24 protein-coding genes are annotated in these 26,292 nt (G+C 71.6%); 10 read left to right on the plus strand and 14 right to left on the minus strand.

What is annotated here, in order from left to right; genetic code table 11:
- Positions 1 to 79 precede the first annotated feature (79 nt).
- The gene (locus INP57_RS09610) at positions 80 to 1,048 is read left to right on the plus strand and encodes a quinone oxidoreductase family protein (RefSeq protein ID WP_200069750.1); all 969 of its coding nucleotides are present in this window, start codon (positions 80 to 82) and stop codon (positions 1,046 to 1,048) included.
- Positions 1,049 to 1,070: 22 nt separating this feature from the next.
- Here the strand turns inward: INP57_RS09610 and INP57_RS09615 are convergent, their stop codons facing one another.
- On the minus strand, positions 1,071 to 2,072 hold the full coding sequence (locus INP57_RS09615) for a DUF2157 domain-containing protein (RefSeq protein WP_233627193.1): 1,002 nt from the start codon (positions 2,070 to 2,072) through the stop codon (positions 1,071 to 1,073).
- A 74-nt stretch (positions 2,073 to 2,146) separates the two neighbouring features.
- Positions 2,147 to 3,079 carry a heme o synthase gene (locus INP57_RS09620; protein WP_200069751.1) on the minus strand — a complete coding sequence of 311 codons (933 nt, stop codon included), beginning with the start codon at positions 3,077 to 3,079 and terminating at the stop codon, positions 2,147 to 2,149.
- A gap of 820 nt (positions 3,080 to 3,899) precedes the next feature.
- Between INP57_RS09620 and tkt the strand changes: the two genes are divergently transcribed.
- The 7 genes from tkt (at position 3,900) to INP57_RS09655 (ending at position 12,957) form a co-directional block, all read left to right on the plus strand.
- Positions 3,900 to 5,972, plus strand: coding sequence for a transketolase (gene tkt / locus INP57_RS09625; RefSeq protein WP_233627194.1), 2,073 nt, complete (start codon positions 3,900 to 3,902; stop codon positions 5,970 to 5,972).
- Between the two features lie 14 nt (positions 5,973 to 5,986).
- Entirely contained in the window at positions 5,987 to 7,090 is a 1,104-nt protein-coding gene (gene tal, locus INP57_RS09630) for a transaldolase (protein WP_200069753.1), read from the plus strand.
- A gap of 133 nt (positions 7,091 to 7,223) precedes the next feature.
- The gene (locus INP57_RS09635) at positions 7,224 to 8,858 is read left to right on the plus strand and encodes a phosphoglucose isomerase-related protein (protein ID WP_200069754.1); all 1,635 of its coding nucleotides are present in this window, start codon (positions 7,224 to 7,226) and stop codon (positions 8,856 to 8,858) included.
- The gene (gene zwf / locus INP57_RS09640) at positions 8,855 to 10,390 is read left to right on the plus strand and encodes a glucose-6-phosphate dehydrogenase (RefSeq protein ID WP_200069755.1); all 1,536 of its coding nucleotides are present in this window, start codon (positions 8,855 to 8,857) and stop codon (positions 10,388 to 10,390) included. Before INP57_RS09635 ends, zwf begins: the two co-directional genes overlap by 4 nt.
- Entirely contained in the window at positions 10,387 to 11,379 is a 993-nt protein-coding gene (opcA, locus tag INP57_RS09645; RefSeq protein WP_200069756.1) for a glucose-6-phosphate dehydrogenase assembly protein OpcA, read from the plus strand. Before zwf ends, opcA begins: the two co-directional genes overlap by 4 nt.
- Positions 11,376 to 12,140, plus strand: a complete 765-nt coding sequence (gene pgl, locus INP57_RS09650; protein WP_200069757.1) for a 6-phosphogluconolactonase — start codon at positions 11,376 to 11,378, stop codon at positions 12,138 to 12,140. The genes opcA and pgl overlap by 4 nt, the downstream gene beginning before the upstream one ends.
- Positions 12,141 to 12,267: 127 nt before the next feature.
- Positions 12,268 to 12,957: a pyridoxamine 5'-phosphate oxidase family protein gene (locus INP57_RS09655; protein WP_200069758.1), complete on the plus strand. Its 690-nt coding sequence runs from the start codon at positions 12,268 to 12,270 to the stop codon at positions 12,955 to 12,957.
- Between the two features lie 106 nt (positions 12,958 to 13,063).
- Here the strand turns inward: INP57_RS09655 and rraA are convergent, their stop codons facing one another.
- The 8 genes from rraA to gap all read right to left on the minus strand — a co-directional run bounded on the left by rraA (position 13,064) and on the right by gap (position 19,094).
- Complete coding sequence (gene rraA / locus INP57_RS09660) at positions 13,064 to 13,537, minus strand: ribonuclease E activity regulator RraA (RefSeq protein WP_200069759.1); 474 nt, start codon at positions 13,535 to 13,537, stop codon at positions 13,064 to 13,066.
- A 159-nt stretch (positions 13,538 to 13,696) separates the two neighbouring features.
- Positions 13,697 to 14,449 (minus strand): hydrogenase nickel incorporation protein HypB, encoded by a 753-nt coding sequence (hypB, locus tag INP57_RS09665; protein WP_200069920.1) that lies wholly within the window; start codon positions 14,447 to 14,449, stop codon positions 13,697 to 13,699.
- A gap of 139 nt (positions 14,450 to 14,588) precedes the next feature.
- Complete coding sequence (locus INP57_RS09670; protein ID WP_200069760.1) at positions 14,589 to 14,957, minus strand: hypothetical protein; 369 nt, start codon at positions 14,955 to 14,957, stop codon at positions 14,589 to 14,591.
- Between the two features lie 154 nt (positions 14,958 to 15,111).
- Entirely contained in the window at positions 15,112 to 15,453 is a 342-nt protein-coding gene (locus INP57_RS09675) for an RNA polymerase-binding protein RbpA (RefSeq protein WP_200069761.1), read from the minus strand.
- Between the two features lie 81 nt (positions 15,454 to 15,534).
- A complete protein-coding gene (gene secG / locus INP57_RS09680) occupies positions 15,535 to 15,771 on the minus strand; it encodes a preprotein translocase subunit SecG (protein WP_200069762.1) in 237 nt (78 codons plus the stop codon).
- A 143-nt stretch (positions 15,772 to 15,914) separates the two neighbouring features.
- The gene (tpiA, locus tag INP57_RS09685; protein ID WP_200069763.1) at positions 15,915 to 16,700 is read right to left on the minus strand and encodes a triose-phosphate isomerase; all 786 of its coding nucleotides are present in this window, start codon (positions 16,698 to 16,700) and stop codon (positions 15,915 to 15,917) included.
- Positions 16,700 to 17,902: a phosphoglycerate kinase gene (locus INP57_RS09690; RefSeq protein WP_200069764.1), complete on the minus strand. Its 1,203-nt coding sequence runs from the start codon at positions 17,900 to 17,902 to the stop codon at positions 16,700 to 16,702. Before INP57_RS09690 ends, tpiA begins: the two co-directional genes overlap by 1 nt.
- Positions 17,903 to 18,083: 181 nt before the next feature.
- Complete coding sequence (gene gap, locus INP57_RS09695) at positions 18,084 to 19,094, minus strand: type I glyceraldehyde-3-phosphate dehydrogenase (RefSeq protein ID WP_200069765.1); 1,011 nt, start codon at positions 19,092 to 19,094, stop codon at positions 18,084 to 18,086.
- A gap of 291 nt (positions 19,095 to 19,385) precedes the next feature.
- Here gap and INP57_RS09700 point away from each other — a divergent pair, with 291 nt between their 5' ends.
- A complete protein-coding gene (locus INP57_RS09700; RefSeq protein ID WP_200069766.1) occupies positions 19,386 to 20,321 on the plus strand; it encodes a glycoside hydrolase family 16 protein in 936 nt (311 codons plus the stop codon).
- A gap of 251 nt (positions 20,322 to 20,572) precedes the next feature.
- On the opposite strand, the gene whiA is transcribed toward INP57_RS09700, so the two are convergent.
- From whiA to uvrC, 4 genes are all read right to left on the minus strand, one after another.
- The gene (gene whiA, locus INP57_RS09705; protein ID WP_200069767.1) at positions 20,573 to 21,559 is read right to left on the minus strand and encodes a DNA-binding protein WhiA; all 987 of its coding nucleotides are present in this window, start codon (positions 21,557 to 21,559) and stop codon (positions 20,573 to 20,575) included.
- The gene (locus INP57_RS09710; protein ID WP_200069921.1) at positions 21,550 to 22,512 is read right to left on the minus strand and encodes a gluconeogenesis factor YvcK family protein; all 963 of its coding nucleotides are present in this window, start codon (positions 22,510 to 22,512) and stop codon (positions 21,550 to 21,552) included. Before INP57_RS09710 ends, whiA begins: the two co-directional genes overlap by 10 nt.
- Positions 22,513 to 22,709: 197 nt before the next feature.
- The gene (gene rapZ, locus INP57_RS09715; RefSeq protein WP_200069768.1) at positions 22,710 to 23,588 is read right to left on the minus strand and encodes an RNase adapter RapZ; all 879 of its coding nucleotides are present in this window, start codon (positions 23,586 to 23,588) and stop codon (positions 22,710 to 22,712) included.
- A complete protein-coding gene (uvrC, locus tag INP57_RS09720) occupies positions 23,585 to 25,678 on the minus strand; it encodes an excinuclease ABC subunit UvrC (RefSeq protein WP_200069769.1) in 2,094 nt (697 codons plus the stop codon). Before uvrC ends, rapZ begins: the two co-directional genes overlap by 4 nt.
- Positions 25,679 to 25,811: 133 nt before the next feature.
- On the opposite strand from uvrC, the gene INP57_RS09725 reads away from it, so the two are divergent.
- Complete coding sequence (locus INP57_RS09725) at positions 25,812 to 26,249, plus strand: DUF7144 family membrane protein (protein WP_233627195.1); 438 nt, start codon at positions 25,812 to 25,814, stop codon at positions 26,247 to 26,249.
- The last annotated feature ends 43 nt before the right edge of the window (positions 26,250 to 26,292 follow it).

Here is a 26,292-nt window from a genome sequence, read left to right on the forward strand (position 1 = left end):
GGACGGCGGGCGGAGCGGGCCCGCGCGCCGTACGGCGGGCATGATCGGCTGCGGAACACCGTCACAGAAGGAGGCACACATGCGCGCGATCCGGGTACAGGCCACCGGCGGACCCGAGGTGCTGGAACTCGCGGAAGCCGACCGGCCGGCTCCCGGCCCGGGTGAGCTGCTGGTCGAGGTCGCCGCCTCCGGCGTCAACTTCATCGACACCTACCAGCGCAGCGGGGTCTACTCGATGCCGCTGCCGTTCACGCCGGGCTCCGAGGGCGCGGGCACGGTCGCCGAAGCCGGGCCGGACGTCGCCGGGTTCACCGCCGGGGACCGGGTCGCCTGGGCGATGACTCCGGGCAGCTACGCCGAGTACGCGGTGGTGCCCGCGGCCAAGGCGGTGCGGATCCCGGAGGGGCTGGAAGACCGCACGGCCGCTGCGGCGGCGCTGCAAGGCATGACCGCGCACTACCTGATCGCCTCCACGCATCCGGTGCGGGAAGGCGAAACCGCGCTGGTGCACGCCGCGGCGGGCGGCATGGGCCTGCTGCTCACCCAGCTGATCAAGGCCCGCGGCGGCCGCGTGATCGGCACGGTCTCCACCGACGAGAAGGAACGGCTGGCCCGGGGCGCGGGCGCGGACGAGATCATCCGCTACACCGAGGCCGACGTCGCCGAAGGGGTGCGGGAACTGACCGGCGGCCGGGGCGTGGACGTGGTCTACGACGGCGTCGGCAAGGACACCTTCGACGCGAGCCTGGCGAGCCTGCGCCCGCGCGGCACGCTTGCGCTGTTCGGCGCCGCCAGCGGCCCGGTTCCGCCGGTGGACCCGCAGCGGCTCAACAGCGCGGGCTCGGTGTTCCTGACCAGGCCGTCGCTGGCGAGCTACCTGCTGGACCGCGACGAGCTGGACTGGCGGGCCGGTGAGGTGTTCGGCGCGATCGCCGACGGGCGGCTGGACATCCGGATCGGCGGCAGCTACCAGCTGGCGGATGCCCGCAAGGCGCACGAAGACCTCGAAGGCCGCCGCACCACCGGGAAGCTGTTGCTGCTGCCCTGATCGATGCGGCTCCGGCCCGGGCTCAGTCCGGGCCGGAGCCGACCCGGTTGCGCAACCGCAGCCCGAAGCCGCCGACGGCGAGCAGCACCGCACCCACCAGCAGCACGATCAGCGGCCCGCCGAGCGCGCCGTCGGTCCAGTGGTAGACCGCCTCCGGCACGGCCAGGGTCATGCCCACGACGCCGAACACCAGCAGCACCGCCGAACGCAGCCGCAGGTACGCGGCGAAGCACGCCACCGCCAGCACGAACGTCGTGCCGTAGCTGATCGCCTGGTCGTCGCCGATCGTCCACTGCGCACCGGACAGCGCGGTGGCCGCGGCGATGCCGAGCCCGGTTTCCCGCCGGACCCGCCCGGCCCGGTCGCGGGACGGCAGGTCGAGCACTCCGCCGACGCTCAACGCGGCCCACACCAGGCCGAGCAGGATGAGCAGCACCATCTGGGGCAGCTGGCCGCCGGTCCAGCCGTCGGTGATCGACAGCGCGAGGCCGTACGCGAACGCCCCGGTGGCCAGCAGCAGCGGCAACGACGGCAGCGCGGCGGTGGCCGACGCGGCCACCGCCGTACCGGCCAGCGTCGCCACCAGCGAGACGTCCACCCCCGCCGCGTCCTCGATGCCGCTGCCCACGGTCATCGCCGCGGTCCCGGAGGCCAGCGCGAACAACACCGACACGATGCGGCTGCGCCGCGACGGCGCTTCCACCGCGAGTCCGTGCACACCGCGCGGCCCGTTCGCGATGAACAACCCGACGGCCACCAGCAAGATCGTGGCCGCGGCGAGCAGTCCCGCCCGCACGGCGCGGGAGAGTTCCTCCCACGACATGCCCAGCAGCAGCCCGGCACCACCGAGCACCAACGCCCCGCCCGCGTAGCCGAGCACTTCCCAAAGGCCGCCGGCCCGCTGCGGACCGGTTTCGGCGGCCAGTTCGGCCTGCACCGCCTCGGACTGCTGCGCGGTGAGCGTGCCGCGCTCCACGAGACGTTCCAGTGCCCGCCGCTGCTGCGCGGGCAGTTCGCCGGTCATCGCCATTCCTCCGCAGATCGAGATCCGGCGATACCGTCTCATGCGCGGCGCTCGCGCGGCCGCACTCGCGCGGATCAGATCGAAGGCCACCCGAGCACGGGCAGCCCGAGCGCGGAATCCACCGCCAACGCCACGCAGACGATCATCAGGTACGTGTTGGACATGTGGAACAGCCGCATCGGCTTGGTTCGCTCACCCCGCTTGGTCGCGGTGTGCAGCCGGTGCGCCAGCCACAGGAACCAGGCCCCGGACAGCACCGCGAACGCGGCGTAGAGCCACCCCGCCGCCGGAGCCAGCAGCAGCGTCCAGAGCACCATCAACCAGCTGTAGGCCAGGATCTGCCGCGACACGTAGGTCGGCTCGGCGACCACCGGCAGCATCGGGATTCCGGCGCGCTCGTAGTCGGCCTTGTACTTCATCGCCAGCGCCCAGGTGTGCGGCGGCGTCCAGAAGAAGACGATCCCGAACATCACCAGCGCAGGCCAGTCCACCCGCCCGGTCACACCGGCCCAGCCGATCACCACCGGCATGCAGCCCGCGGCGCCGCCCCAGACGATGTTCTGCGCCGTGCGGCGTTTGAGCACCAGCGTGTAGATCAGGACGTAGAACAGGATGGTGGCCACCGCCAGCACCGCGGCCAGCAGGTTCGCGGTGGCCCACAGGAAGCCGAACGATCCGAGCCCGAGCGCGACGCCGAACACCAGCGCGTGCCGGTTCGACACGGTGTGCCGCACCAGCGGGCGCGCCCGGGTGCGCTGCATGACCTGGTCGATGTCCGCGTCGGCGACGCAGTTGAGCGCGTTGGCGCTGCCCGCGGCCAGCGTCCCGCCGACGAGCGTGCACAGCACCAGCCACGGCGACGGGATGCCGCGCTGCGCAAGCAGCATCGCCGGGATGGTGGTGACCAGCAGCAGCTCGATCACTCGCGGTTTGAGCAGGCCGAGGTAGGCCCGAAGCAACTCCCCCGGGTGCCTGGCGTGCCGGTTCGGCGCGGCGGTGGTGGTCACGAGGCAGCACCACCTCGCGGCAGCGCCGCGCTGCCTCCCAACAGCGTCCCCGGCGGTCCCGCACCGGATCTCCGGAAGCGACCGGCCGGGCCTGCGGCGCGACCGCGCGCGGAGGGACTGCCCGAGGCGGGACGCACCGAAGGCATGGGGCTCCTAGTCAGTCGGGGTGGCCGCGGGAACGACGGCGGCCGACCGGCTGAATAGTAGGCGCGCTACACCCCACCGCCGCCGCAGGGTCCCTGGCCCACCGCACTCGCCGACTCGACGACCCGGAGTGCCGGTATCGTGGCGTTGGGTCTTCGGCCGAGGCGGTGCACCGGGACGCCCGGCTGCTGCGGCACCCGGTGTCCGGAACGACCGGGCCTCGGAATGCCGCACCCGGCGCGCGCCGTTGCACGCGACGGGTCCGCCGGAGCACCGACCGAAACAAGACATGCCGCGCGCCGCACCCGGGAATTCCGTTGGGATCCGCAGTGCGCCGCCTGCGACAGGGCCGGTAACGGCGAGATCACCGGGCGTGATCACCGCACCGCCGCGAGGCTCTGACGTGCGGGAACCGGTCAGCGGCGGGCGGTCGGCACCGGCTCGGTCGGGGCTTGCCCGTCCGCGGGCCGAACCGGTGATCCTCTCACCCGAGTGAGGGGGCCGCATCAATTCAGACGGGCCGCCGGGTGCCCACCGGGGCACGACTAGGCTGCCCGCTGGACAAGGGATAACTGCGGTCCGAACGGGTCCGGAAGCGACGCGCCGGATCCGTGCACGGACCGCTTCGAGGGAAACTGGAGCTGCGTCCGTGTCCGTCACCGACGATCTTGCCCGCTTGACCACCAAGCGACTGCCCGCAGACTGGACCGAGCTGGACCAGCGCGCCGTGGACACGATCCGGGTGCTGGCCGCCGATGCGGTCGAGAAATGCGGCAGTGGGCACCCGGGTACCGCAATGAGCCTGGCCCCCACCGCGTACGCGCTGTTCCAGCGGGTAATGCGGCACGACCCCGCCGACCCCGACTGGGTCGGCCGCGACCGGTTCGTGCTCTCGGCCGGGCATTCGAGCCTCACGCTGTACTTGCAGTTGTTCCTGTCCGGCTACGGCCTGGAGCTGGACGACATCAAGTCGCTGCGCACGTGGGATTCCAAGACTCCCGGCCACCCGGAGTACTGGCACACCCCCGGCGTCGAGACCACGACCGGTCCGCTGGGCCAGGGCCTGGCCAACGGGGTGGGCATGGCGATCGCGGCCCGCCGCGAGCGGGGCCTGCTGGACCCCGAGGCCGCCCCCGGCGAAAGCCCGTTCGACCACCAGATCTACGTGATCGCCTCCGACGGCGACATCGAGGAAGGCGTGACCTCCGAGGCCTCCTCGCTCGCCGGCACCCAGCAGCTCGGCAACCTCACGGTGATCTACGACGCCAACGAGATCTCCATCGAGGACGACACCAAGATCGCCCTGTCCGAGGACACCGCCAAGCGCTACGAAGCCTACGGCTGGCACGTGATCACCGTCGACGGCGGCGAAGACGTCTCCAGCATCCTCGACGCGCTCGACGCCGCGAAGGGCAAACCGGACCAGCCGACGCTGATCGTGCTGCGCACCGTCATCGGCTACCCCGCCCCGAACAAGATGAACTCCGGCAAGGCGCACGGCGCCGCGCTGGGCGGCGACGAGGTCGCCGGGATCAAGAAGGAGCTGGGCTTCGACCCGGAGAAGTCCTTCGAGATCTCCGACGAGGTGCTCTCGCACGCCCGCCAGGTCGTCGATCGCGCCAAGACCTCCCACGCCGAGTGGCAGAAGAGCTACGACAACTGGGCCGCGGCGAACCCGGACCGGGAGGCGCTGCTCAACCGCATGCGCACCCGCGAGCTGCCCGCGGGCTGGCAGGAGAAGCTGCCCAGCTGGGAGGCCGACGGCAAGGGCATCGCCACCCGCAAGGCATCCGGCGAGATCCTCGGCGCGCTGGCCGACGTGCTGCCGGAGCTGTGGGGCGGCTCGGCGGACCTCGCCGAGAGCAACAACACCACGATGAAGGGCGTCGACTCGTTCGGCCCCGCGCACATCTCCACCGAGATGTGGCCGGCCCAGCCCTACGGCCGCACGCTGCACTTCGGCGTCCGCGAGCACGCGATGGGCTCGATCCTCAACGGCATCGCGCTGCACGGCGGCACCCGCCCGTACGGCGGCACGTTCCTGATCTTCAGCGACTACATGCGCCCGGCCGTGCGGCTGGCGGCGCTGATGCGCGCCCCGGTCGTCTACGTGTGGACGCACGACTCGATCGGCCTCGGCGAGGACGGCCCGACGCACCAGCCGATCGAGCAGCTCTCCGCGCTGCGCGCGATCCCCGGCCTGTCGGTGGTCCGCCCGGCGGACGCGAACGAGACCGCGCACGCCTGGAAGGCCGTGCTGGAGGACACCAGCGGCCCGGCCGGGCTGGCGCTGACCCGGCAGGGCGTGCCGACCCTGGAGGGCACCGACGCCGATGGCGTGGCCAAGGGCGGATACGTGCTGGCCGAGGCGGCCAACGGCGCGCCGGAGCTGGTGCTCATCGCCACCGGTTCGGAGGTGCAGCTCGCGGTCGAGGCCAGGAAGATCCTCGAGGACGAGGGCGTTGCCACTCGTGTGGTGTCCATGCCGTGCGTGGAGTGGTTCGACCGGCAGGACCGGTCCTACCGCGAGCAGGTGCTGCCGCCGTCGGTGCGCGCCCGGGTCGCGGTCGAGGCGGGCATCGCCCAGTCCTGGTACCGGTTCGTCAAGGACGCGGGTGAGATCGTCTCGATCGAGCACTTCGGTGCTTCGGCGGACTACAAGACCCTGTTCGAGAAGTTCGGGTTCACCACCGGCGCGGTCACCGACGCCGCCCGGCGGAGCCTGGACAACGCGCGCTCCCAAGCGTGAGTGGAGGTAGTGCAGTGACCGAGAACCAGAACCTCACCGCGCTCAGCGATGCGGGCGTGGCGATCTGGCTGGACGACCTGTCCCGCCAGCGGATCACGTCCGGCAACCTGACCGAGTTGATCAACGATTACGCGGTCGTGGGCGTGACCAGCAACCCGACGATCTTCGCGAAGGCGCTGTCGAACGCCGCCGACTACAACGACCAGGTCCGCGACCTGGCCGCCCGCGGCGCCGGGGTGGACGACACGGTCCGCGAGCTGACCACCAAGGACGTGCGCGACGCCGCCGACGTGTTCCGCAACGTCTACGAGGCGGGTGCGGACGGCCGGGTCTCGCTGGAGGTCGACCCGCGGCTGGCGCACGACACCGAGCGCACCGTCGCCGAGGCGCTCGAGCTGTGGAAGGCCGTGGACCGGCCGAACCTGATGGTGAAGATCCCCGCCACCGTGGAGGGCCTGCCCGCGATCACCCGCGCGCTGGCCGAAGGGGTCAGCGTGAACGTGACGCTGATCTTCTCGGTGGAGCGCTACCGGGACGTCATGGACGCCTACCTGGCCGGTCTGGAGCAGGCCAAGGCCAACGGCCACGACCTGGCCAAGATCGCCTCGGTGGCGTCGTTCTTCGTCTCCCGGGTGGACGCCGAGATCGACAAGCGGCTCGACGGCGTCGAGGGCGGCGCGGACCTGCAGGGCAAGGCCGCGATCGCGAACGCGCGGCTGGCCTACGCCGCCTACGAGGAGGTCTTCGCCTCCGACCGGTTCAAGGCGCTGGCCGCCGCCGGCGCGAAGCCGCAGCGCCCGCTGTGGGCCTCGACCGGCGTGAAGGACCCGTCCTACTCCGACACCCGCTACGTCGACCAGCTGGTGGCGCCGAACACGGTCAACACCATGCCGGAGGCCACCCTGTTCGCCACCGCCGATCACGCGCAGGTCGCCGGTGACCAGGTCAGCGGCACCAAGGACGCCTCGCAGCGGGTGTTCGACGAGCTGACCGATGCGGGCATCGACCTCGACGACGTGTTCGCGGTGCTGGAGCGCGAGGGCGTGGAGAAGTTCGAGAAGTCCTGGGAGGAACTGCTCGACACGGTGCGCGAGCAGCTCGACCAGGCCGGGAAGTAACCGGCTCGGCCGGGGTGCGCGGGTCCGCCGGGCTCGCGCACCCCGGCCGCCGGGACCGCCGCGCTCCGGCGATGTCCCGACAACCACCGCTGCCGTCGCCGAACGTCCGATCATCGAGAGCACAAGGAAGCAGATGGCAACCGAAACTTCAGTCGAGATCGCAGACGAGGGCCTGGCGGGCGAATCCCGGCCGCTGGCCGCGGACCTCACCGCCGACGCGGTTGCGAGCAAGCTGGCGGCGGGCGACGCCACGCTGTGGGGCGCGGAAGCCGAGGACGAGGCGTCCATCCGGCTGTCCTGGACGACGCTGCACGAGAGCTCCCGCCCGCTGGTCGCCGAGATCGAGGCGCTGCACGCCGAGCTGCGGTCCGAGGGCCTGGACCGGATCGTGCTGGCGGGCATGGGCGGCTCCTCGCTGGCGCCGGAGGTGATCACCGCCGCGGCCGGGGTGCCGCTGACGGTGCTGGACACGACCGATCCGGGGCAGGTCGGCGACGCGCTGTCCGGCGACCTGGACAGCACCGTGCTGGTGGTCTCGTCGAAGTCGGGCAGCACGGTCGAGACCGACAGCCACCGCCGCATCTTCGAGGCGGCGTTCACCGCGAACGGAATCGATCCCGCAACCCGCATCGTGGTGGTCACCGACCCGGGGTCACCGATGGAGTCCGCCGCGCACGAAGCGGGCTACCGGCGGGTGTTCACCGCTGATCCGCACGTGGGCGGGCGCTACTCCGCGCTGACCGCGTTCGGGCTGGTCCCTGCCGGGCTGGCGGGCGCGGACATCGCGACGCTGCTGGACGACGCGGCCGCCGCGTTCCGGTCGGTCAGCATCGATGACGCGGACAACCCGGCGACCCGGCTCGCCGCGGCCTGGGGCGCGGCGCACGGACGCGGCGCGGAGAAGGTGGTGCTGGCCGACGGCGGCTCCGGCATCCCCGGTTTCGGCGACTGGGCCGAGCAGCTGATCGCCGAGTCGACCGGCAAGGAAGGCACCGGCCTGCTGCCGGTGGTCGTGGAGAACGCCGACGCACCCGGTTTCGCCGACGCCGGGCCGGACGCCACGACCGTCGCGATCGGCGGCCAGGTCGCCGGCGCGCAGCTGGTGACCCGCGGCCCGCTGGGCGCGCAGTTCCTGCTGTGGGAGTTCGCCACCGCGCTGGTGGGGCGGCTGCTGGGCATCAACCCGTTCGACCAGCCCGACGTGGAAGCCGCGAAGCAGGCCTCCCGCGCGCTGCTGGACGGCCCGGCGGGCGGCCCGGTGACGACTCCGTCGCTGGTCGACGGCTCGATCGAGGTGTACGCCAGCGGTGAGTGGTTCAGCGCCGGAGTCGGCACCGTCTCCGAGGCGCTGCGCGCGTTCGTGAAGTCCGCGCCGAGCAGCGGCTACCTCGCGGTGCAGGCGTACCTGGACCGGCTGGACGACGCTTCGGCGGCGGTGCTGCGGCCCGAGCTGGCCCGCCGCACCGGTTCGCAGACGACTTTCGGGTGGGGTCCGCGCTTCCTGCACTCCACCGGGCAGTACCACAAGGGCGGCCACCAGAACGGCGCGTTCCTGCAGATCACCGGCGAATCCGAGGAAGACCTGGACGTCCCGGACCGGCCGTACTCGCTGGCGGTGCTGCAGCGCGCGCAGGCACTGGGCGACGGTCAGGTCCTGGCCCAGCACAGCCGCCCGGTGCTGCGGCTGCACCTGACCGACCGGGCCGCGGGCCTGGTCGAGCTGGTCAAGGCCGTGCAGGACCTGCAAGACGAGAGGGGTGGGGCGTGAGCTCCCAAGATCTCCCGCGCAACCCGCTACGGGATCCGCGCGACAAGCGGCTGCCGCGGATCGCCGGGCCGTCCGGCCTGACGATCTTCGGCGTGACCGGGGACCTGTCCCGCAAGAAGCTGATGCCCGCGATCTACGACCTGGCCAACCGCGGGCTGCTGCCGCCGGGCTTCGCGCTGACCGGGTTCGCCCGGCGGGACTGGGAAGACCAGGACTTCATGCAGGTCGTCTACGAGGCGGTCAAGGAGCACGCGCGCACGCCGTTCCACGAGAGCGTGTGGAACCGGCTGGCCGAGGGCATCCGCTTCGTGCCGGGCTCGTTCGACGACCCGGCCGCGTTCGACCGGCTCGCCGAGACCGTCAAGCAGCTCGACAAGGAGCGCGGCACCGGCGGCAACCACGCCTTCTACCTGTCGGTGCCGCCCTCGGCGTTCCCGACGGTGTTGACCCAGCTGTCCCGTTCCGGGCTGACCGACCAGACCCCGGACCAGTGGCGCCGGATCGTGATCGAGAAGCCGTTCGGGCACGACCTGGAAAGCGCCCAGGAGCTCAACGGCATCGTCAACGACGTCTTCCCCGAGGAGTCGGTGTTCCGCATCGACCACTACCTCGGCAAGGAAACGGTGCAGAACATCATGGCGCTGCGCTTCGCGAACCAGATGTTCGAGCCGCTGTGGAACGCGCACTACGTGGACCACGTGCAGATCACGATGGCCGAGGACATCGGGCTCGGCGGGCGCGCCGGCTACTACGACGGCATCGGCGCGGCCCGCGACGTGATCCAGAACCACCTGCTGCAGCTGATGGCGCTGACTGCGATGGAGGAGCCGGTCAGCTTCTCGCCGCAGGACCTGCGCGCGGAGAAGCTGAAGGTGCTCTCGGCGACCAAGCCGGTCGGCCCGTTCGCCGAGACCACCGCGCGCGGCCAGTACACCGGCGGCTGGCAGGGCGGTTCGCTGGTGCCGGGCCTGCACGAGGAGGGCGGGTTCAGCTCGGACTCGACCACCGAGACGTTCGCGGCGATCACCCTCGAGGTGGAGAGCCGCCGCTGGGCTGGCGTGCCGTTCTACCTGCGCACCGGCAAGCGGCTGGGCCGCAGGGTCACCGAGATCGCGGTGGTGTTCAAGCGCGCCCCGCACCTGCCCTTCGACGACACCATGACCGAGGAGCTCGGGCAGAACGCGCTGGTGATCCGGGTGCAGCCGGACGAGGGCGTGACGATGCGCTTCGGTTCCAAGGTGCCGGGCACCTCGATGGAGGTGCGCGACGTGACGATGGACTTCGGCTACGGCCACGCGTTCACCGAGTCGTCCCCGGAGGCCTACGAGCGGCTGATCCTGGACGTGCTGCTCGGCGAGCCGTCGCTGTTCCCGGTCAACGCCGAGGTCGAGCAGTCCTGGAAGATCCTCGACCCGGTGCTGGACTACTGGGCGGCGCACGGGACGCCGGAGGACTACAAGGCGGGCACCTGGGGACCGCCGTCGGCGGACGAGATGCTCAACCGAACCGGACGTGCCTGGAGGCGACCGTGATCATCGACCTGCCTTCGACCACGACTTCGCAGGTCAACAAGAAGATGGTCGAGCTGCGCGAGACCGGTGGCGCGGTCGCGCTCGGCCGGGTGCTGACGCTGGTGATCGTCACCGGCGACGGCGCGGAGACCGAACCTGCGATCCAAGCCGCCAACGAGGCCAGCCGGGAGCACCCGGCGCGGGTGATCGTCGTCGCGCGCGGCGCCAAGGAGGCCGCTCCGCGGCTGGACGCCCAGATCCGCATCGGCGGCGACGCCGGTGCCTCCGAGGTCGTGGTGCTGCGGCTGTACGGGGAGCTGGCCGACGAGGGCGCCGGTTCGGTGGTGCCGCTGCTGCTGCCGGACGCACCGGTGGTGGCGTGGTGGCCGCACGACGCGCCGGAGAGTCCCGGCGCGGATCCGATCGGGCAGCTGTCGCACCGCCGGATCACCGACGCCGCGGCCGAGGACGACCCGATCGCGACGCTGCAGACGCGGCTGCGTTCCTACACCGAGGGCGACACCGACCTGGCGTGGACGCGGCTGACCTCGTGGCGGGCGATGCTGACCGCGGCGCTGGACCTGCCGCCCTACGAGGCGATCACTTCCGCGGTCGTCAGCGGCGCGCCGGATTCGCCATCGACCGATCTGCTCGCGGCTTGGCTGGGCGCCTACCTGAACGTGCCGGTGCAGCGCGAGGAGCACCCGCGCGGGCCGGGCATCGTCTCGGCCGAGCTGCGCCGCCCGTCGGGCTCGATCAAGATCCTCCGCCCGGACGGCAAGGTCGGTACGCTGACCCAGCCAGGACAGCCGGATCGCCGGATCGCGCTGCAGCGCCGCGAGGTGCGGGACTGCCTCGCCGAGGAGCTGCGCAGGCTGGACGCGGACGAGATCTACGAGGCGACCTTGGGCGGCCTGGCGGGTATCCGCCGCGGCGCGGAGCCCGGACCGGACGAGCACCCGGAGCAGCAGCACGAGCAGCCCGCGGAAGCGGTGGAAGGCAGCGCATGACCCAGCACCAGGTCGTCGTGCACGACGACGGCGATGTCCTCGCGGCCGCGGCGGCCGCCCGGCTGATCACCCGGATCGTCGATGTGCAGTCGGTGCACGGGGTCGCCTCGGTGGTGCTCACCGGCGGCCGCACGGGTATCGGGGTGCTGGAGCAGGTGCGGGTCTCGCCCGCGCGGGAGGCCGTGGACTGGGCGGCCGTCGACTTCTACTGGGGCGACGAGCGGTTCCTGCCCGACGGCGATCCGGACCGCAACGAGACCCAGGCCCGCGAGGCGCTGCTGGACCACGTCGGCGTCACGCCGGAGCGGGTGCACCCGATGGCTCCGTCGGACGGCAGGTTCGGCGCGGACGCGGACGCGGCAGCCGCGCACTACGCGGAACTGCTCGCCACCGTCGCGGAGGCGTCCGCGGACTTCCCGGCGCCGCGGTTCGACGTGCTGCTGCTCGGTGTCGGCGAGGAGGGCCACACGGCTTCGCTGTTCCCGGACACGCCTTACGTGCGCGAGTCAGAGCGGCCGGTGGTGGGCGTGCACGACTGCCCGAAACCCCCACCGACGCGGATCTCGCTGACGCTGCCCGCGATCCGCTCCGCGAACGAGGTGTGGCTGATGACCACGGGCGGGGCGAAGGCCGAGCCGGTGGCCGCCGCGCTCGGCGGCACCGATCCGGCGGCCATCCCGGCGGCCGGTGCGCAGGGCCGGGAGCGGACGCTGTGGCTGCTCGACCCGGACGCGGCCGCGCAGGTCCCGCGCGCGCACTGACAGCGCCGTGCAGCAGTGCCGCCCGCTCCCGGAGCGGGCGGCACTTTTTCGCCCGGGAAAAGTGGACTTCTGTTCTGCTCCGGAATTGGCTGTTCGGAATGGCCACTGGCGCGCGCAGGATGTCGGCATGACCGAACGAACCACCGCCGCACCTGCCGCCTCAGCACCGCTGTCCCCGACTCCCCGCAGCAGCCTGGGCCGCAAGAAGGAACGCGCGGGCACCGACCGCGCAGAGCTGCACGCGATCCTCGACGCGGCGCTGGTCTGCCACCTCGGCCTGGTCCTCGACGGCCATCCGGTCGTGCTGCCCACCGGGATCGGCCGCGACGCGGAAACCCTCTACCTGCACGGCTCCAGCGGCGCGCGCAGCCTGCTGGCCGCCGAAGCCGAGCCCGAGGCGTGCGTGACCGTCACGCTGCTGGACGAGATCATTTATGCCCGCTCGCTGCAGCACCACTCGATGAACTACCGCAGCGCGGTCATCCACGGCCGGTTGCGGGCGGTGACCGATCCGGACGAGAAGCTGCACGGCCTGCGGGTGCTGACCGAGCACCTCGCGCCGGGCTCGTGGGAGCACGCGCGGGAGCCTTCCGCCAAGGAGCTCGCCGGGGTTTCGGTGGTGGCCATGCCGCTGGACGAAGCGTCGGTGAAGTCCCGCTCCGGCCCGCCCGGCGACGACCCGGCCGACGTCGAAGCCGCGGCGGCGTGGGCGGGCAGGCTGCCGCTGCGGCAGCAGTGGGGCGAGCCGATCCCGGCCCCAGACCTCCCGGACGGCACCACCACACCCGCGCACGTCGCGCGCAGAGCGGCGCGCTGAAAACTCGCGCAACCGGGCGGCGAACCACCGGCGCCGCACAGCAGACCACCACGGGCTGTACCTGGTGCACTTGGCGGCGGATCGGATCAGAGCCGAACCGGACGGATCACGGCTCGGTCAGGACCACGACGCCGTCCTGATCGCTGACCAGGTACTCCCCCGGCACGAATCGGACGCCGCCGAGTTCCACCACCTCGTCCACCGTTCCGTCACCGTTCTTCGAGCTCTTGCGCGGGTTCGAGCCGAGCGCCTTCACCCCGAACTCCATCTCGGCCAACACCGCCGCGTCCCGCACCGCGCCGTTGATCACGACACCGCTCCAGCCGTTGGAGCGGCCCAGCTCCGCGATCAGGTCCCCGATCAGCGCGGTGTGCACCGAGCTCGCGCCGTCGATGACGAGCACCTGCCCCTCCCCCGGCTCGGAGAGCACCTTCTTCAGCAGCGCGTTGTCCTGGAAGCAGGTCACCGTGCGGATCCGGCCCGCGAACTCGGTGCGTCCGCCGTACTGCCGGAACTGCACGTCGCAACTGCGGACCTGCGGGCCTTCCCGGTCGGCGAGGTCAGCGGTGGACACGTCCATCCAAGGTCTCCTCATCTGGCTGGCGGCGCCGTGCCCGCCACGCACGGTCTGATTTCGGGCGAGAGTAGCGGGTGATCCGCGCGCCGATCCCGCGGCCGCGAGCAACGCCACAGCGGCTCGCCCCGAGCGGAAACCGGGGATTCCCGAGCAGACCTGCGATCAGTGCCGCGCCGGCTGCTCCGGCACGTCGGCGGAGTGGTTCGCGCGCAGCCAGCCGCACCAGTCGTCGAGGCCGTCACCGCACTTGGCCGACAGCGGCAGCACCCGGATGCCCGGGTGGACGTGCCGCGCGTGCGCCACGAACCGCTGCACGTCGAACTCCAGGTGCGGCAGCAGGTCCGTCTTGTTCAGCAGCACCAGGTCGGTGCCGCGGAAGACGTGCGGGTACTTCAGCGGCTTGTCCTCGCCCTCGGTGGTCGACACGATCAGCACCCGCCGGTGCTCGCCGAGGTCGAACAACGCCGGGGCGGCGAGGTTGCCGATGTTCTCGATGAACACCATCGAACGCCCGGCCGGCTGCAGCGAGCGCAGCCCCTCCTCGACCATGTCCGCGTCCAGGTGTCCGCCGCAACCGGTGTTGATCTGCACCACCCGGCAGCCCGCGGTGCGCAGCCGGTCGGCGTCGAGGTGGGTCTCCTGATCGCCTTCGATCACCGAGATGGACATCGCGGGTGCCAGTTCGCCGAGCGTGCGCTCCAGCAGCGTGGTCTTGCCGGAACCGGGCGAACTCATCAGGTGCAGCGCGAGGATCCTGCGGTGTGCCAACGCCTTGCGGGTCCGTTCGGCGCCGGAGCTGCGCTGCCGCGGCACCGGGTCGTCCGAATAGGACGGTGCGGTACCGCCGGATTCCGGGAATTCCGGCCCGGAGAGCCGGACCCCGCCGCGGTCGCCTCTTGCGCACCCACCGCACATGGTCACTGCACCTCCACGCGTGGCGTCCAGGCCGAGTCCGGTGGATCCGTCCCCAACGCGGTAAAGATCATCTCATCGTGGCAGAGAGCCGGACGGTTCTCCACACCGGAAGAGCCGCCGAGCGCCCCGGAAACGCACTTCACGCGGACAGAGCAACGCATACGGCGCCGTCATCCTCGCGCAGTGACAACGAAATCAGCCGCAGCCTCGGGCGCTTGCGCCCGACACCGCCCGCCCGCACGTCGTAGGGCTCGAAGCAGCCGGGGCACCACAGCAATCCGCCGTCCAACCGGCCACCGCCGACCGGCAGCCCGCACTGCGGGCACTCGTCGCGGAACGCCCGCACCGCACCGTCCACTTTGCACACCGCCACGTACGGTCCCGCGCGGCGCGCGGAATCGGAGTCATCGGCGATGCGGGTCGTGACGACCTCGCCCTCGGCCGGTCGCACCGCGCCGACGATCCGCAGCCACCCGGTGGGCGGGCGGACCTCGGCGGAGAACCCCATGCTGGCCTGCTTCCCGTCAGCGACGATTCGCGTTGCGGCGCGCCACCAAAGCTAAGACGGCCGGAATCCCCGGCACAACTCGATGTTCCGCGGCGCGGGCAAACGAAAGCGGGCGGGGAGGGAAACTCCCCGCCCGCCCGCGGCGAACACGTGCTCAGCGCCCGCGGCGCTCCTGCAACCTGGACAGCGCCTCGTCGAGGATGGCCATGCCGTCGGAGTCGCTGCGGCGTTCCTTCACGTACGCCAAGTGGCTCTTGTACGGCTCGTTGCGCCGGGCCTCCGGCGGGTTCTCCTCGTCCTGACCCGCGGGCAGGCCGCACCGCGGGCAATCCCACTCGTCGGGCACCTCCGCGTCCATCGAGAAGAACGGGCGCGTGTGGTGGCCGTTGGCGCACCAGTAGTCGACCCGCCTGCGCGGCGCCGACTCACCCCGCTCGGTCTCACCCATCGGGCCCGCGCCGACGCGCGTGCCGCGGATCGCGTTACCGCCAGTCATGCCCTCTCACCCACCAAGCCGCACCGAACGACCGGCCATCGCGGCCGGCCGCTGCTGGTCCCACCAGCTCGCCGGTTCCGCTCAGCTGCCGACCGAGATCATCAGGCCGGTGCCGACGATGGAGATGACCCACAGCGCGATGACGAACAACGTCATCCGATCCAGGTTCTTCTCCGCCACGCTGGAACCGGACAGGCTGGACTGCATACCGCCGCCGAAGAGCGAGGAGAGCCCGCCGCCCTTTGCCTTGTGCAGCAGCACCAGCAGCACCAGCAGCACACTCGTCACGATCAACATGATCTGCAGGAAAAGACTCATCACGCCCTCGTTCACACAGCGGTTCGCCACTGAGAGTACCGGGTGGGCTCCGGGCGGTGGACCGCCGTCCGCCTTAGCCGGTCTCGAAGTTCCATATCGCGCGGCGGGTGCGGCCGGCGGGGATCCCGCCGGCCGGCCCCCGGTCAGGGCAGCGGGCCGCCCGCGGCCATGGCGCTGAGCTTGGCGAACTCGTCGCCGTTGAGGCTCGCACCGCCGACCAGCGCGCCGTCCACGTCGCTCTGGCCGACCAGTTCACCGATGTTGCTGGACTTCACCGAGCCGCCGTAGAGCACCCGCACCTCGTCGGCGATCTCGTTGCCGTACTTGTCCGCCAACGCCTTGCGGACCGCGCCGCAGACCTCCTGCGCGTCGTCGGCGGTGGCGACCTTGCCGGTGCCGATCGCCCACACCGGCTCGTAGGCCACCACGACCTGCCGGACCTGCTCGGCCTTGAGCCCCTTCAGCGCGTTGATCAACTGCGTGGTGCAGTGCTCGACGTGCCCGCCGGACTCGCGGACCTCCAGGGCCTCGCCGATGCACAGGATCGGCGTCATGTCGTTCTTGAGCACCGCGCGCACCTTGCGGTTGACGACCTCGTCGGTCTCGGCGTGCTGCTCGCGGCGCTCGGAGTGCCCGACCACGACGTAGCTGCAGCCCAGCTTCGCCAGCATCGGGCCGGACACCTCGCCGGTGTAGGCGCCGGACTCGTGCTCGGAGACGTCCTGCGCGCCGTGCTTGAGCAGCAGCTTGTCCCCGTCGATCAGGGTCTGCACGCTGCGGATGTCGGTGAACGGCGGGATCACCGCCACCTCGACCTTGGAGAAGTACTTCTCGGGCAGCGCGAAAGCGACCTTCTGCACCAGGGCGATGGCCTCCAGGTGGTTCAGGTTCATCTTCCAGTTGCCCGCGATCAGGGGTGTCCTGGCCATCAGTCGCCGCCCTCCAGCACTGCCACGCCCGGCAGTTCCTTGCCTTCCAGGAATTCCAGCGAGGCGCCGCCCCCGGTGGAGATGTGCGAGAACCCGTCCTCGGGCAGCCCGAGGGTGCGCACCGCGGCCGCGGAGTCACCGCCGCCGACCACGCTGAACGAGTCGGAGTCCACGATCGCCTGCGCGAGACCGCGGGTGCCCGCGGCGAACGCGTCGAACTCGAACACGCCCGCCGGGCCGTTCCAGAACACCGTCCCGGCCGAGCGCAGCGCGCCGGCGAACAGCTCGACGCTGCGCGGGCCGATGTCCAGGCCCATCCAGCCGTCCGGGATCGCCCCGGAGTCCACGACCTGCACCTGCGCGTCGGCGGCGAACCGGTCGGCGGCCACCACGTCGACCGGCAGCACGAGCTTGTCGCCGTGGCGCTCCAGCAGCTCGCGGGTCGCCGCGAGCTGGTCCTCCTGCAGCAGCGAGGAGCCGACCTGGTAGCCCTTCGCGGCCAGGAAGGTGTAGGCCATGCCGCCGCCGATGAGCAGCTTGTCCACCTTCGGCAGCAGCGCCTCGATCACCCCGAACTTGTCGGAGACCTTCGAGCCGCCGAGCACCACCACGTACGGCCGCCGCGGGTCGCCGGTCAGCGTGCGCAGCACGTCGACCTCGGACAGCACGAGCCCACCCGCGTAGCCAGGCAGCAGCTTCGCCACGTCGTAGACCGACGCCTGCTTGCGGTGCACCACGCCGAAACCGTCCGAGACGAACGCTCCGTCCGGACCGATCAGGTCGACCAGCTCCTGGGCGAACGCACCGCGCTCGGCATCGTCCTTGCTGGTCTCGCGCGGGTCGAAGCGCACGTTCTCCAGCAGCCCGACCGAGCCGTCGGCGAGCCCGTCGACCACCGAGCGGGCCGAGTCGCCCACCACGTCGCCCGCCGGGGCGACGTGCGCGCCGAGCAGCTCGCCGAGGCGGCGGGCTACCGGGGCCAGCGAGAACTGCGGATCCGGCTCGCCCTTGGGGCGGCCGAGGTGGGCGGTGACGACGACGCGCGCACCCGCCCCGATCAGCTTTTCGATCGTCGGCAACGACGCGCGCACCCGGCCGTCGTCGGTGATCTTGTCGCCGTCCAGCGGGACGTTGAGGTCCGCGCGCAGCAGCACGCGCCTGCCCCGGACACCCTCGGACAGCAGATCGTCGAGGTTCTTCACCGTCTGCTCCTCATGTGGGAAGTCCCGCACGGGCCGACCGGCCCGTGCGGGACCTTCATCATCTTCCGGCCGGTGCACGGCGCTGGCCCCAGCGCGTCCCGGCCCCAGCGCGTCCCGGCGCGGTGCATCCCGGCAGCGGCGCACCCGGCTCGCGGGAGCGGTGCGCCGCGGAGCGAGCAGGTCAGGCCAGCTTGGAACCGACCAGCTTCGCCAGGTCGGCGATGCGGTTGGAGTAGCCCCACTCGTTGTCGTACCAGCCGACGATCTTGACCTGGTCGCCGATGACCTTGGTCAGCGGCGCGTCGAACACGGTCGAGGCCGGGTCGGTGACGATGTCGCTGGAGACGATCGGATCCTCGCTGTAGCGCAGCACGCCCTTGAGCTTGCCCTCGCCCGCGGCGGCGCGGAACGCCGCGTTGACGTCCTCGGCGGTGACGTCGGCGCGCACGTTGGCGGTGAGGTCGGTGACCGAGCCGGTCGGCACCGGAACGCGCATCGCGTAGCCGTCCAGCTTGCCGTTGAGCTCCGGCAGCACCAGGCCGATCGCCTTGGCCGCACCGGTGCTGGTCGGCACCACGTTGACCGCGGCCGCGCGGGCGCGCCGCAGGTCCTTGTGCGGGCCGTCCTGCAGGTTCTGGTCCGCGGTGTAGGCGTGCACGGTGGTCATCAGGCCGCGCTCGATGCCGAACGCGTCGTCGAGCACCTTGACCATCGGCGCCAGGCAGTTCGTGGTGCAGGAGGCGTTCGAGATGATCGTCTGCGTGCCGTCGTACTTGTCGTCGTTGACGCCCAGGACCACGGTCAGGTCCTCGTTCTTGGCGGGCGCCGAGATGATGACCTTCTTCGCCCCGCCCTCGTCGACGTGCTTGCGGGCGTCGGAGGCGTTGGTGAAAAAGCCGGTGGACTCGACCACGACGTCCACGCCCAGGTCGCCCCAGGGCAGCTTGCCCGGGTCCTTCTCGGCCAGGATCTTGATCGGCTTGCCGCCCACCTCGATGCCTTCGCCGGTGACCTTCACGTCCTGCTCCAGGCGCCCGAGGACGCTGTCGTACTTGAGCAGGTGGGCCATGGTCGCGACGTCGCCCAAGTCGTTGGCGGCCACGACCTCGATGTCGTGGTCACTGGCCATCGCCGCGCGCCAGAAGTTCCGCCCGATGCGACCGAAGCCGTTGATGCCTACGCGAACGGTCACGCCTATCTCCTCGTAACTGACCCTGCCGCTGGGCGGCGGGTGAGCGGTTGATGGACTCGCTCGCAACCCTATATGCCCCGGCCAGCGACGCAGGCGGGCGGGCGCGGCGTCGGCGGGGTGAACACGCGGGCGGTACGCGGGTTGTGCCTTTCGGCGGGGCCGACGTGCGACATCCGTCGGTCGACCGCCCCAGCGAGCCCTCCCAGAATGATCAGGCTGATCGATGATCGGCGATTCCGCGCACCGGTTCCGCCTCCCCGGCGCGGCCGGGCCCGACTCGGAGGAACGCACATGCGCGCACCCGCACGACCGCGCGGCCGCAACCTGGCCGCCGCGGCACTCGCCGCCGGACTGGGCCTGACCGCCCTGGCCACCGCACCCGCCGGTGCGGACGTCCCGCCGCCCGGTGACGGCTGGACGACGACCTTCAGCGACGACTTCACCGGCGCCGCGGGCTCCTCGCCGGGTCCGGACTGGAAGATCGACACCGGGCACGGCTACCCGGGCGGGCCGGAGAACTGGGGCACCGGGGAGATCCAGAACTACACCGCCGATCCCGCCAACCTCAGCCAGGACGGCGACGGCAACCTGGTGATCACGCCGCTGAAGGACGACGCGGGCAACTGGACCTCGTCGCGGATCGAGACCGAGCGCGCCGACTTCAAAGCCGCCGAGGGCGGGGTGGTGCGCATCGAGAGCCGGGTGCAGATGCCGGACGTGCCCGCGGACAAGGCGCTGGGCTACTGGCCCGCGTTCTGGGCGCTCGGCTCGCCGTACAAGACCGACCTCTACAGCTGGCCCGGCGTCGGCGAGTTCGACCTGATGGAGAACGTCAACGCCGAGAACCGCGTGTACGGCGTGCTGCACTGCGATGTTTCCCCGGGCGGCGCCTGCAACGAGACCGACGGGCGGGTCGGCAGCCGGGAATGCCCGGACTCGACCTGCCAATCGGGCTTCCACACGTATTCCTTCGAGTGGGACCGCAGCACCGACGACGAGGAACTCCGCTGGTACGTCGACGGGCAGCAGTACCACTCGGTCAAGCAATCGGAGGTCGGCGACGCCGCCTGGCAGCGGATGACCTCGCACGACGGCTACTTCGTGCTGCTCAACGTCGCCATCGGCGGGCAGTTCCCGGACAAGAACTCCGGCATCACCACGCCCACCGACGCCACCGAGCCCGGCCACCCGATGAAGGTCGACTACGTGGCCGTCTACAACAAATGACCCACCCGTTTCCGAGTGAACGGACCGCTCGCCCGATCTATTGGGACCAACGGTCCGTTCGCTCAGAACGTTCAGCCCGGATCGGATGATGCCCGGGCATGTCGCCGAAGTGCTCGGACGAGCCCCCCGCGACGCGAGTTCGCCGGAAGTGAACGGACCGTTCGCCCAATCTATTGGGACCAACGGTCCGTTCGCTCAGAGCAGTTCGGCCGGAACAGTTCGGCCGGAACCGTTCGCTCGGGAAAATCGAGTCAGACTTCGGCTTCGAGCATTTCCTGCGTGACGGCGGACTCGGTGTCCGGCAGGCCGAGTTCGCGGGCGCGCTTGTCGGCCATCGCCAGCAGCCTGCGGATCCGCCCGGCCACCGCGTCCTTGGTCATCGGCGGGTCCGCGAGCTGGCCCAGCTCCTCCAGCGATGCCTGCCGGTGCGCCAGCCGCAGCCTGCCCGCCACCAGCAGGTGATCCGGGGCGGTCGGCCCGAGCACGTCCAGCGCCCGCTGCACCCGCGCGGCCGCGGCCACCGCGGCGCGCGCCGAGCGGCGCAGGTTCGCGTCGTCGAAGTTCGCCAGCCGGTTCGCGGTGGCCCGCACCTCGCGGCGCATCCGCCGCTCCTCCCAGGACAGCACGCTGGAGTGCGCGCCGAGCTTGGTCAGCAGCGCGCCGATCGCGTCGCCGTCGCGGACCACCACCCGGTCCGCGCCGCGCACCTCGCGGGACTTGGCCTGCACCCCGAGCCGCCGCGCCGCGCCGACCAGCGCCAGCGCCGCCTCCGGGCCGGGGCAGGTGACCTCCATCGAGGACGACCGGCCCGGCTCGGTCAGCGAACCGTGCGCCAGGAAGGCACCGCGCCACGCCGATTCCGAATCGCACGCACCGCCGGAGACCACGTGCGCGGGAAGTCCCCGCACCGGCCTGCCCCGCGGGTCCAGCAATCCGGTCTGGCGCGCGAGGCTCTCGCCGTCCTTGACCACCCGCACCACGTAGCGGGTGCCCTTGCGCAGCCCGCCGGAGGTGATCATGTGCACGTCGGAGTGGTGCCCGAACAGCTCGTGGATCTCCTTGCGCAACCTGCGCGCCGTGGACCCGCTGTCCAGTTCGGCCTCCACCACCACGCGGCCGGCGACGATGTGCAATCCGCCGGCGAAGCGCAGCAGCGAGGAGACCTCGGATCTGCGGCAGCACGTCTTGCTCACCGGCAACCGGCTCAACTCGTCCTTGACCGCCGCGGTCATCGCCACCGGTCAGTCCTCCTCTCCAACGCGGCCGCCAGGCTCGCCGCGAGCGCTTCCGGGTCGTGCCTGCCCGGCTCGCCGGGCGAGGCGACCTTGTCGAGCAGAGTTTGCGCACCCAGCCCCGCCGCCGCAGCGCGAAGCCGATCAGGTGTGGGCACCGAACCGGCGTCGGCCAGCACTGCGTCCACGGTGATCCGGGGCGCGTGTTGCGAGAGTACGTCCAGGTGCTGTTCGGGTGAGAACCCCGCGGTCTCGCCAGGTTGGGGGACGAGGTTGAGCAGCACGACGCGACGCGCCGAGGTGTGCACCAACGCGTCGTGCAATTCCGGCACCAGCACGTGCGGCAGCACGCTGGTGAACCACGAACCCGGACCGAGCAGCACCACATCGGCGTCGTGCACCGCCTGCACCGCGGCCGGGCAGGCCGTCGGGGTGCGCCAGTCGCCGTTGGTGGCGGCCAGCCGGACCTTGCGGACCCGGCCGGGAGTGCTGGCGATCGCCACCTGGCCGCGGATGGTGCGCACCGCCGCCGGATCCGCGTCGAGGCCGACGACCTCGGCCTCCATGTCCAGCGGCTCGGTCGACATCGGCAGCACCCGGCCGCGCGCACCGATCAGCCGGGAGGCGTGCTCGAGCACCTGCACCGGGTCGCCGAGCACGTCCAGCAGCCCCGCCAGCAGCAGGTTGCCCACCGCGTGCCCGGCCAGCGCGCCGTTGCCGCCGAAGCGGTGCTGGAACACCTCCGACCACAGCCGCCCGCCCTCGTCCGGCGCGGCCAGCGCCGCGAGGGCTTTGCGCAGGTCACCGGGTGGCAACATGCCGAGTTCGCGGCGCAGCCTGCCGGAGGAGCCGCCGTCGTCGGCGACGGTGACCACGGCGGTCACGTCGGCGGTGAGGCGGCTCAGCGCGCCGAGCGTGGCCTGCAGGCCGTGGCCGCCGCCGAGCGCGACCGCGCGCAGCGGCCGGTCGGCGGCCGGGTCGTGCGGGGCCGGGTCGTGCGGTGCCGGGTCGTGCGGGGCCGGGTCGCGCGGGGCCGAGCCGTCCGGCGCCGAGCCGTCCGGCGCTGGGGTCTCGGGTGTTGGGCCCTCCGGCGCTGCGTTCTCCGACGCCTGCCCGTCCGGTGTTCGCTCGTCCGAGGTGCGGGGTGGCCGTCCCGTCACTCGCGCCCCAGATCCCGATGCACCGTTTTGACCATCATCCCCTCGTCGTCGGCGAGTCTGCGGGCCATCTCCTCCACCAGGGAGACGCTGCGGTGCTTGCCACCGGTGCAACCCAGCGCCAGCGTCAGGTACCGCTTGCCCTCGCGGTGGTAGCCGGCGCCGACCAGCCGCAGCAGGTCCTGGTAGCTGCGCAGGAACTCCTCGGCGCCCTCCTGGCCGAGCACGTAGTTGCGCACCTCCTCGTCGAGGCCGGTGAACTCGCGCAGTTCCGGGATCCAGAACGGGTTCGGCAGGAACCGGCAGTCCATCACCAGGTCGGCGTCCATCGGCAGGCCGTACTTGTAGCCGAAGGACAGCACGGTCACGCGGGTGCGGGTCTCGGCCTCGCTGCCGAACGCGTCCTCGATCTTGGTGCGCAGCTGGTGCACCGATATCCCGGTGGTGTCCACGACCAGGTCGGCCTCCGAACGCAACCGGGACAGCAGCGACCGCTCGGCGGCGATGCCGTCGGCCAGCCTGCCCTCGCCCTGCAGCGGATGTCCGCGGCGCACCTGCTCGAAGCGGCGGATCAGCACCTCGTCGGTGGCCTCCAGGAACAGCACCTTCGGCTTGTAGCCGCGCGCGTCCAGGTCCTTGATCACCGAGCCGAGGTCCTCGGTGAACGCGCGGCTGCGCACGTCCATCACCACCGCGACGCGGGTGATCGCGCCGCTGGAGCGCGCCCCCAGCTCCACCATCGTCGCGATCAGCTCCGGCGGCAGGTTGTCCACCACGAACCAGCCCAGGTCCTCCAGGCATTTCGCGGCCGTGCTGCGCCCGGCGCCGGAGAGGCCGCTGACCACGGCGACCTCGATGCCCGACTGCTCCTCACTCACTGACTCTCCCCTTCAGTGCCGGTGTCTCCCCCGCTTGCCCCTGCCCGGCCGGCCAGGGCCGCGTGCACGCTCTCCGCGGTGCGCCTGCCGAAGCCGGGCACCGCCATGATCTCCTGAACCCCCGCCTGCTTGAGCTTGCGCACCGAGCCGAAGTGCTTGAGCAGCGCGGTCTTGCGGGTCTGCCCCAGCCCGGGTACCGAATCCAGCTCCGAGGAGCTGAGCCGCTTCGAGCGCTTCTTGCGGTGGTAGCTGATCGCGAACCGGTGCGCCTCGTCGCGCACCCGCTGCAGCAGGTAAAGCGCTTCGCTGGTGCGCGGCAGGACGACCGGGTCCGGCTCGGCGGGCAGCCACACCTCTTCGAGCCGCTTGGCCAGGCCGATCACCGCCACGTCGGTGATGCCGAGTTCGGCCAGCGCGTCCGCTGCGGCGTTGGCCTGCGCCGCGCCGCCGTCGATGACCAGCAGGTTCGGCGGGTAGGCGAACTTGCGCGGGCGGCCGGTCTCCGGGTCGATGCCGGGTGCGGAGTCCGCGGCCTCGTCGGCCCCCGCCGCACCGTCCGGTCGCACGGCCTCGCCGTCCGGTTGCGCCGCTTCGGCGCCGGTCGAACCGCCGGTGGCGGATTCGCCGTCGTTCTCCGGCGCGGCATCGGGACCCGCCTCGGCCGAGGCTTCCTTCAGGTACCGGGCGAACCTCCGCCGGACCACCTCGTCGATCGAGCCGACGTCACCGCCCTCGGCGCCTTCGCGCACCGAGAACCGGCGGTACTCGGACTTGCGCGGCACCCCGTCCTCGAACACCACCAGCGAGGCCACCACGTCGCTGCCCTGCACGTGGCTGACGTCGACGCATTCGATCCGCAGCGGTGCGCTGTCCAGCGCCAGCGCCTCCTGCAGCTCCTGCAGCGCGGCCGAGCGGGCGGTGAGATCGCCTGCGCGGCGCAGCTTGTACTGGGCGAACGCCTCCTTGGCGTTGCGCTCGACGGTCTCCATCAGGGTGCGCTTGTCGCCGCGCTGCGGAACCCGCAGGTGCACCTTGCTGCCGCGCAGGCCGCCGAGCCACTGCGCCAGCGCCTCGGAGTCCTCGGGCAGCTCCGGCACCAGCACCTCGCGCGGCACCGGCGTACCGCCCGCGTCGGCCTGATCGGCCAGCGCTGCCTGCTCGCCGTAGAACTGGCTGAGGAACTGCCCGGTCAGCGCGGCGGTACTGGTGTCGTCCACCTTGTCGATCACCCAGCCACGCTGGCCGCGGACCCGGCCGCCGCGGATGTGGAAGACCTGCACCGCGGCGGCGAGCTCGTCCTCGGCGAAGGCGATCACGTCGGCGTCGGTGCCGTCGCCGAGCACCACGGCCTGCTTCTCCATCGCCCGGCGCAGCGCTTCGAGGTCGTCGCGCAGCCGGGCGGCGCGCTCGAACTCCAGCTGCTCGGAAGCCCGCTGCATCTCCTTGTCCAGCTTGCGCATCAAGGTGTCGGTGCGCCCGGACAGGAAATCGCAGAAATCGTCCACGATGGACCGGTGCTCCTCGGCGCTGACCCGGTCGACGCACGGCGCGGAGCATTTGCCGATGTAGCCCAGCAGGCAGGGCCGCCCGATCTGCCCGTGCCGCTTGAACACGGTGTTCGAGCAGGTCCGCGCCGGGAACACGCGCAGCAGCATGTCCAGCGTCTCCCGGATCGCCCAGGCGTGCGCGTAGGGGCCGAAGTAGCGCACGCCCTTGCGCCGCGGACCGCGGTAGACGTGCAGCCGCGGGTACTCCTCGTGCAGCGTCACGGCCAGCACCGGGTAGGTCTTGTCGTCGCGGTAGCGGACGTTGAACCGCGGGTCGTACTCCTTGATCCAGGAGTACTCCAGCTGCAGCGCCTCGACCTCGGTGCCGACCACGGTCCAGCGCACCCCGGTCGCGGTGGTGACCATCCGGCGGGTGCGCGGGTGCAGCCCGGACAGGTCCGCGAAGTAGTTCGACAACCTGCTGCGCAGGCTTTTCGCCTTGCCGACGTAGATGACCCGGCCCTCGGCATCGTGGAACCGGTACACGCCGGGCGCGTCCGGGATCGTGCCTGGGGCGGGTCGGTATGTCGACGGGTCGGCCACGGCTCCACCCTACGTGCGCGGCCGACACTCCCCGTCACGCCCATCGCGGCGCGCGAGGACCTTCGCCCCTTGGTCACCTCGGCCGGTCGAGGTCCACTCGGACCCAGGTGCGAACGCCGGAGGGGTGATCGGGATGGCTCAGCTCGGACATCGGGGTTTCCACGCAGTCGGCCGTCCGGCCGGCGGCCTGGCGGACGGTCTCGCGCTGTTCGCGAGCGTGCTGATGGTGATCATCGGCGTGTTCCACGTCATCGTGTCGACGGCCGTGCTGCTGCAGGGCCCGGTCTACGCCGTGACCGGCGATTACGTGTTCAGCTACAACGTCGGTGCATGGGGCTGGGCGCACTTGGGCCTGGGAGTGCTGGTCGCGGCGACCGGGCTGGCGTTGCTGGGCGGTGCGGCTTGGGCGCGGATCGCGGGCATCGTGATCGTGGCGCTGAGCGCGCTCGGCAACTTCCTGTTCATCCCGTACCAGCCGCTGTGGTCGCTGCTGATCATCGCGGTGGACGTGGCGGTGATCTGGGCGCTGGCGGTGCACGGCAGGGCCTCGCTCGACTCCGACACCGAGTGATCTCTCCCCGCACGTCGCACCCCCGGCTCACCAGGAGTGAGCC

Source organism: Saccharopolyspora galaxeae, from assembly GCF_016526145.1.
Classification (GTDB): domain Bacteria; phylum Actinomycetota; class Actinomycetes; order Mycobacteriales; family Pseudonocardiaceae; genus Saccharopolyspora_C; species Saccharopolyspora_C galaxeae.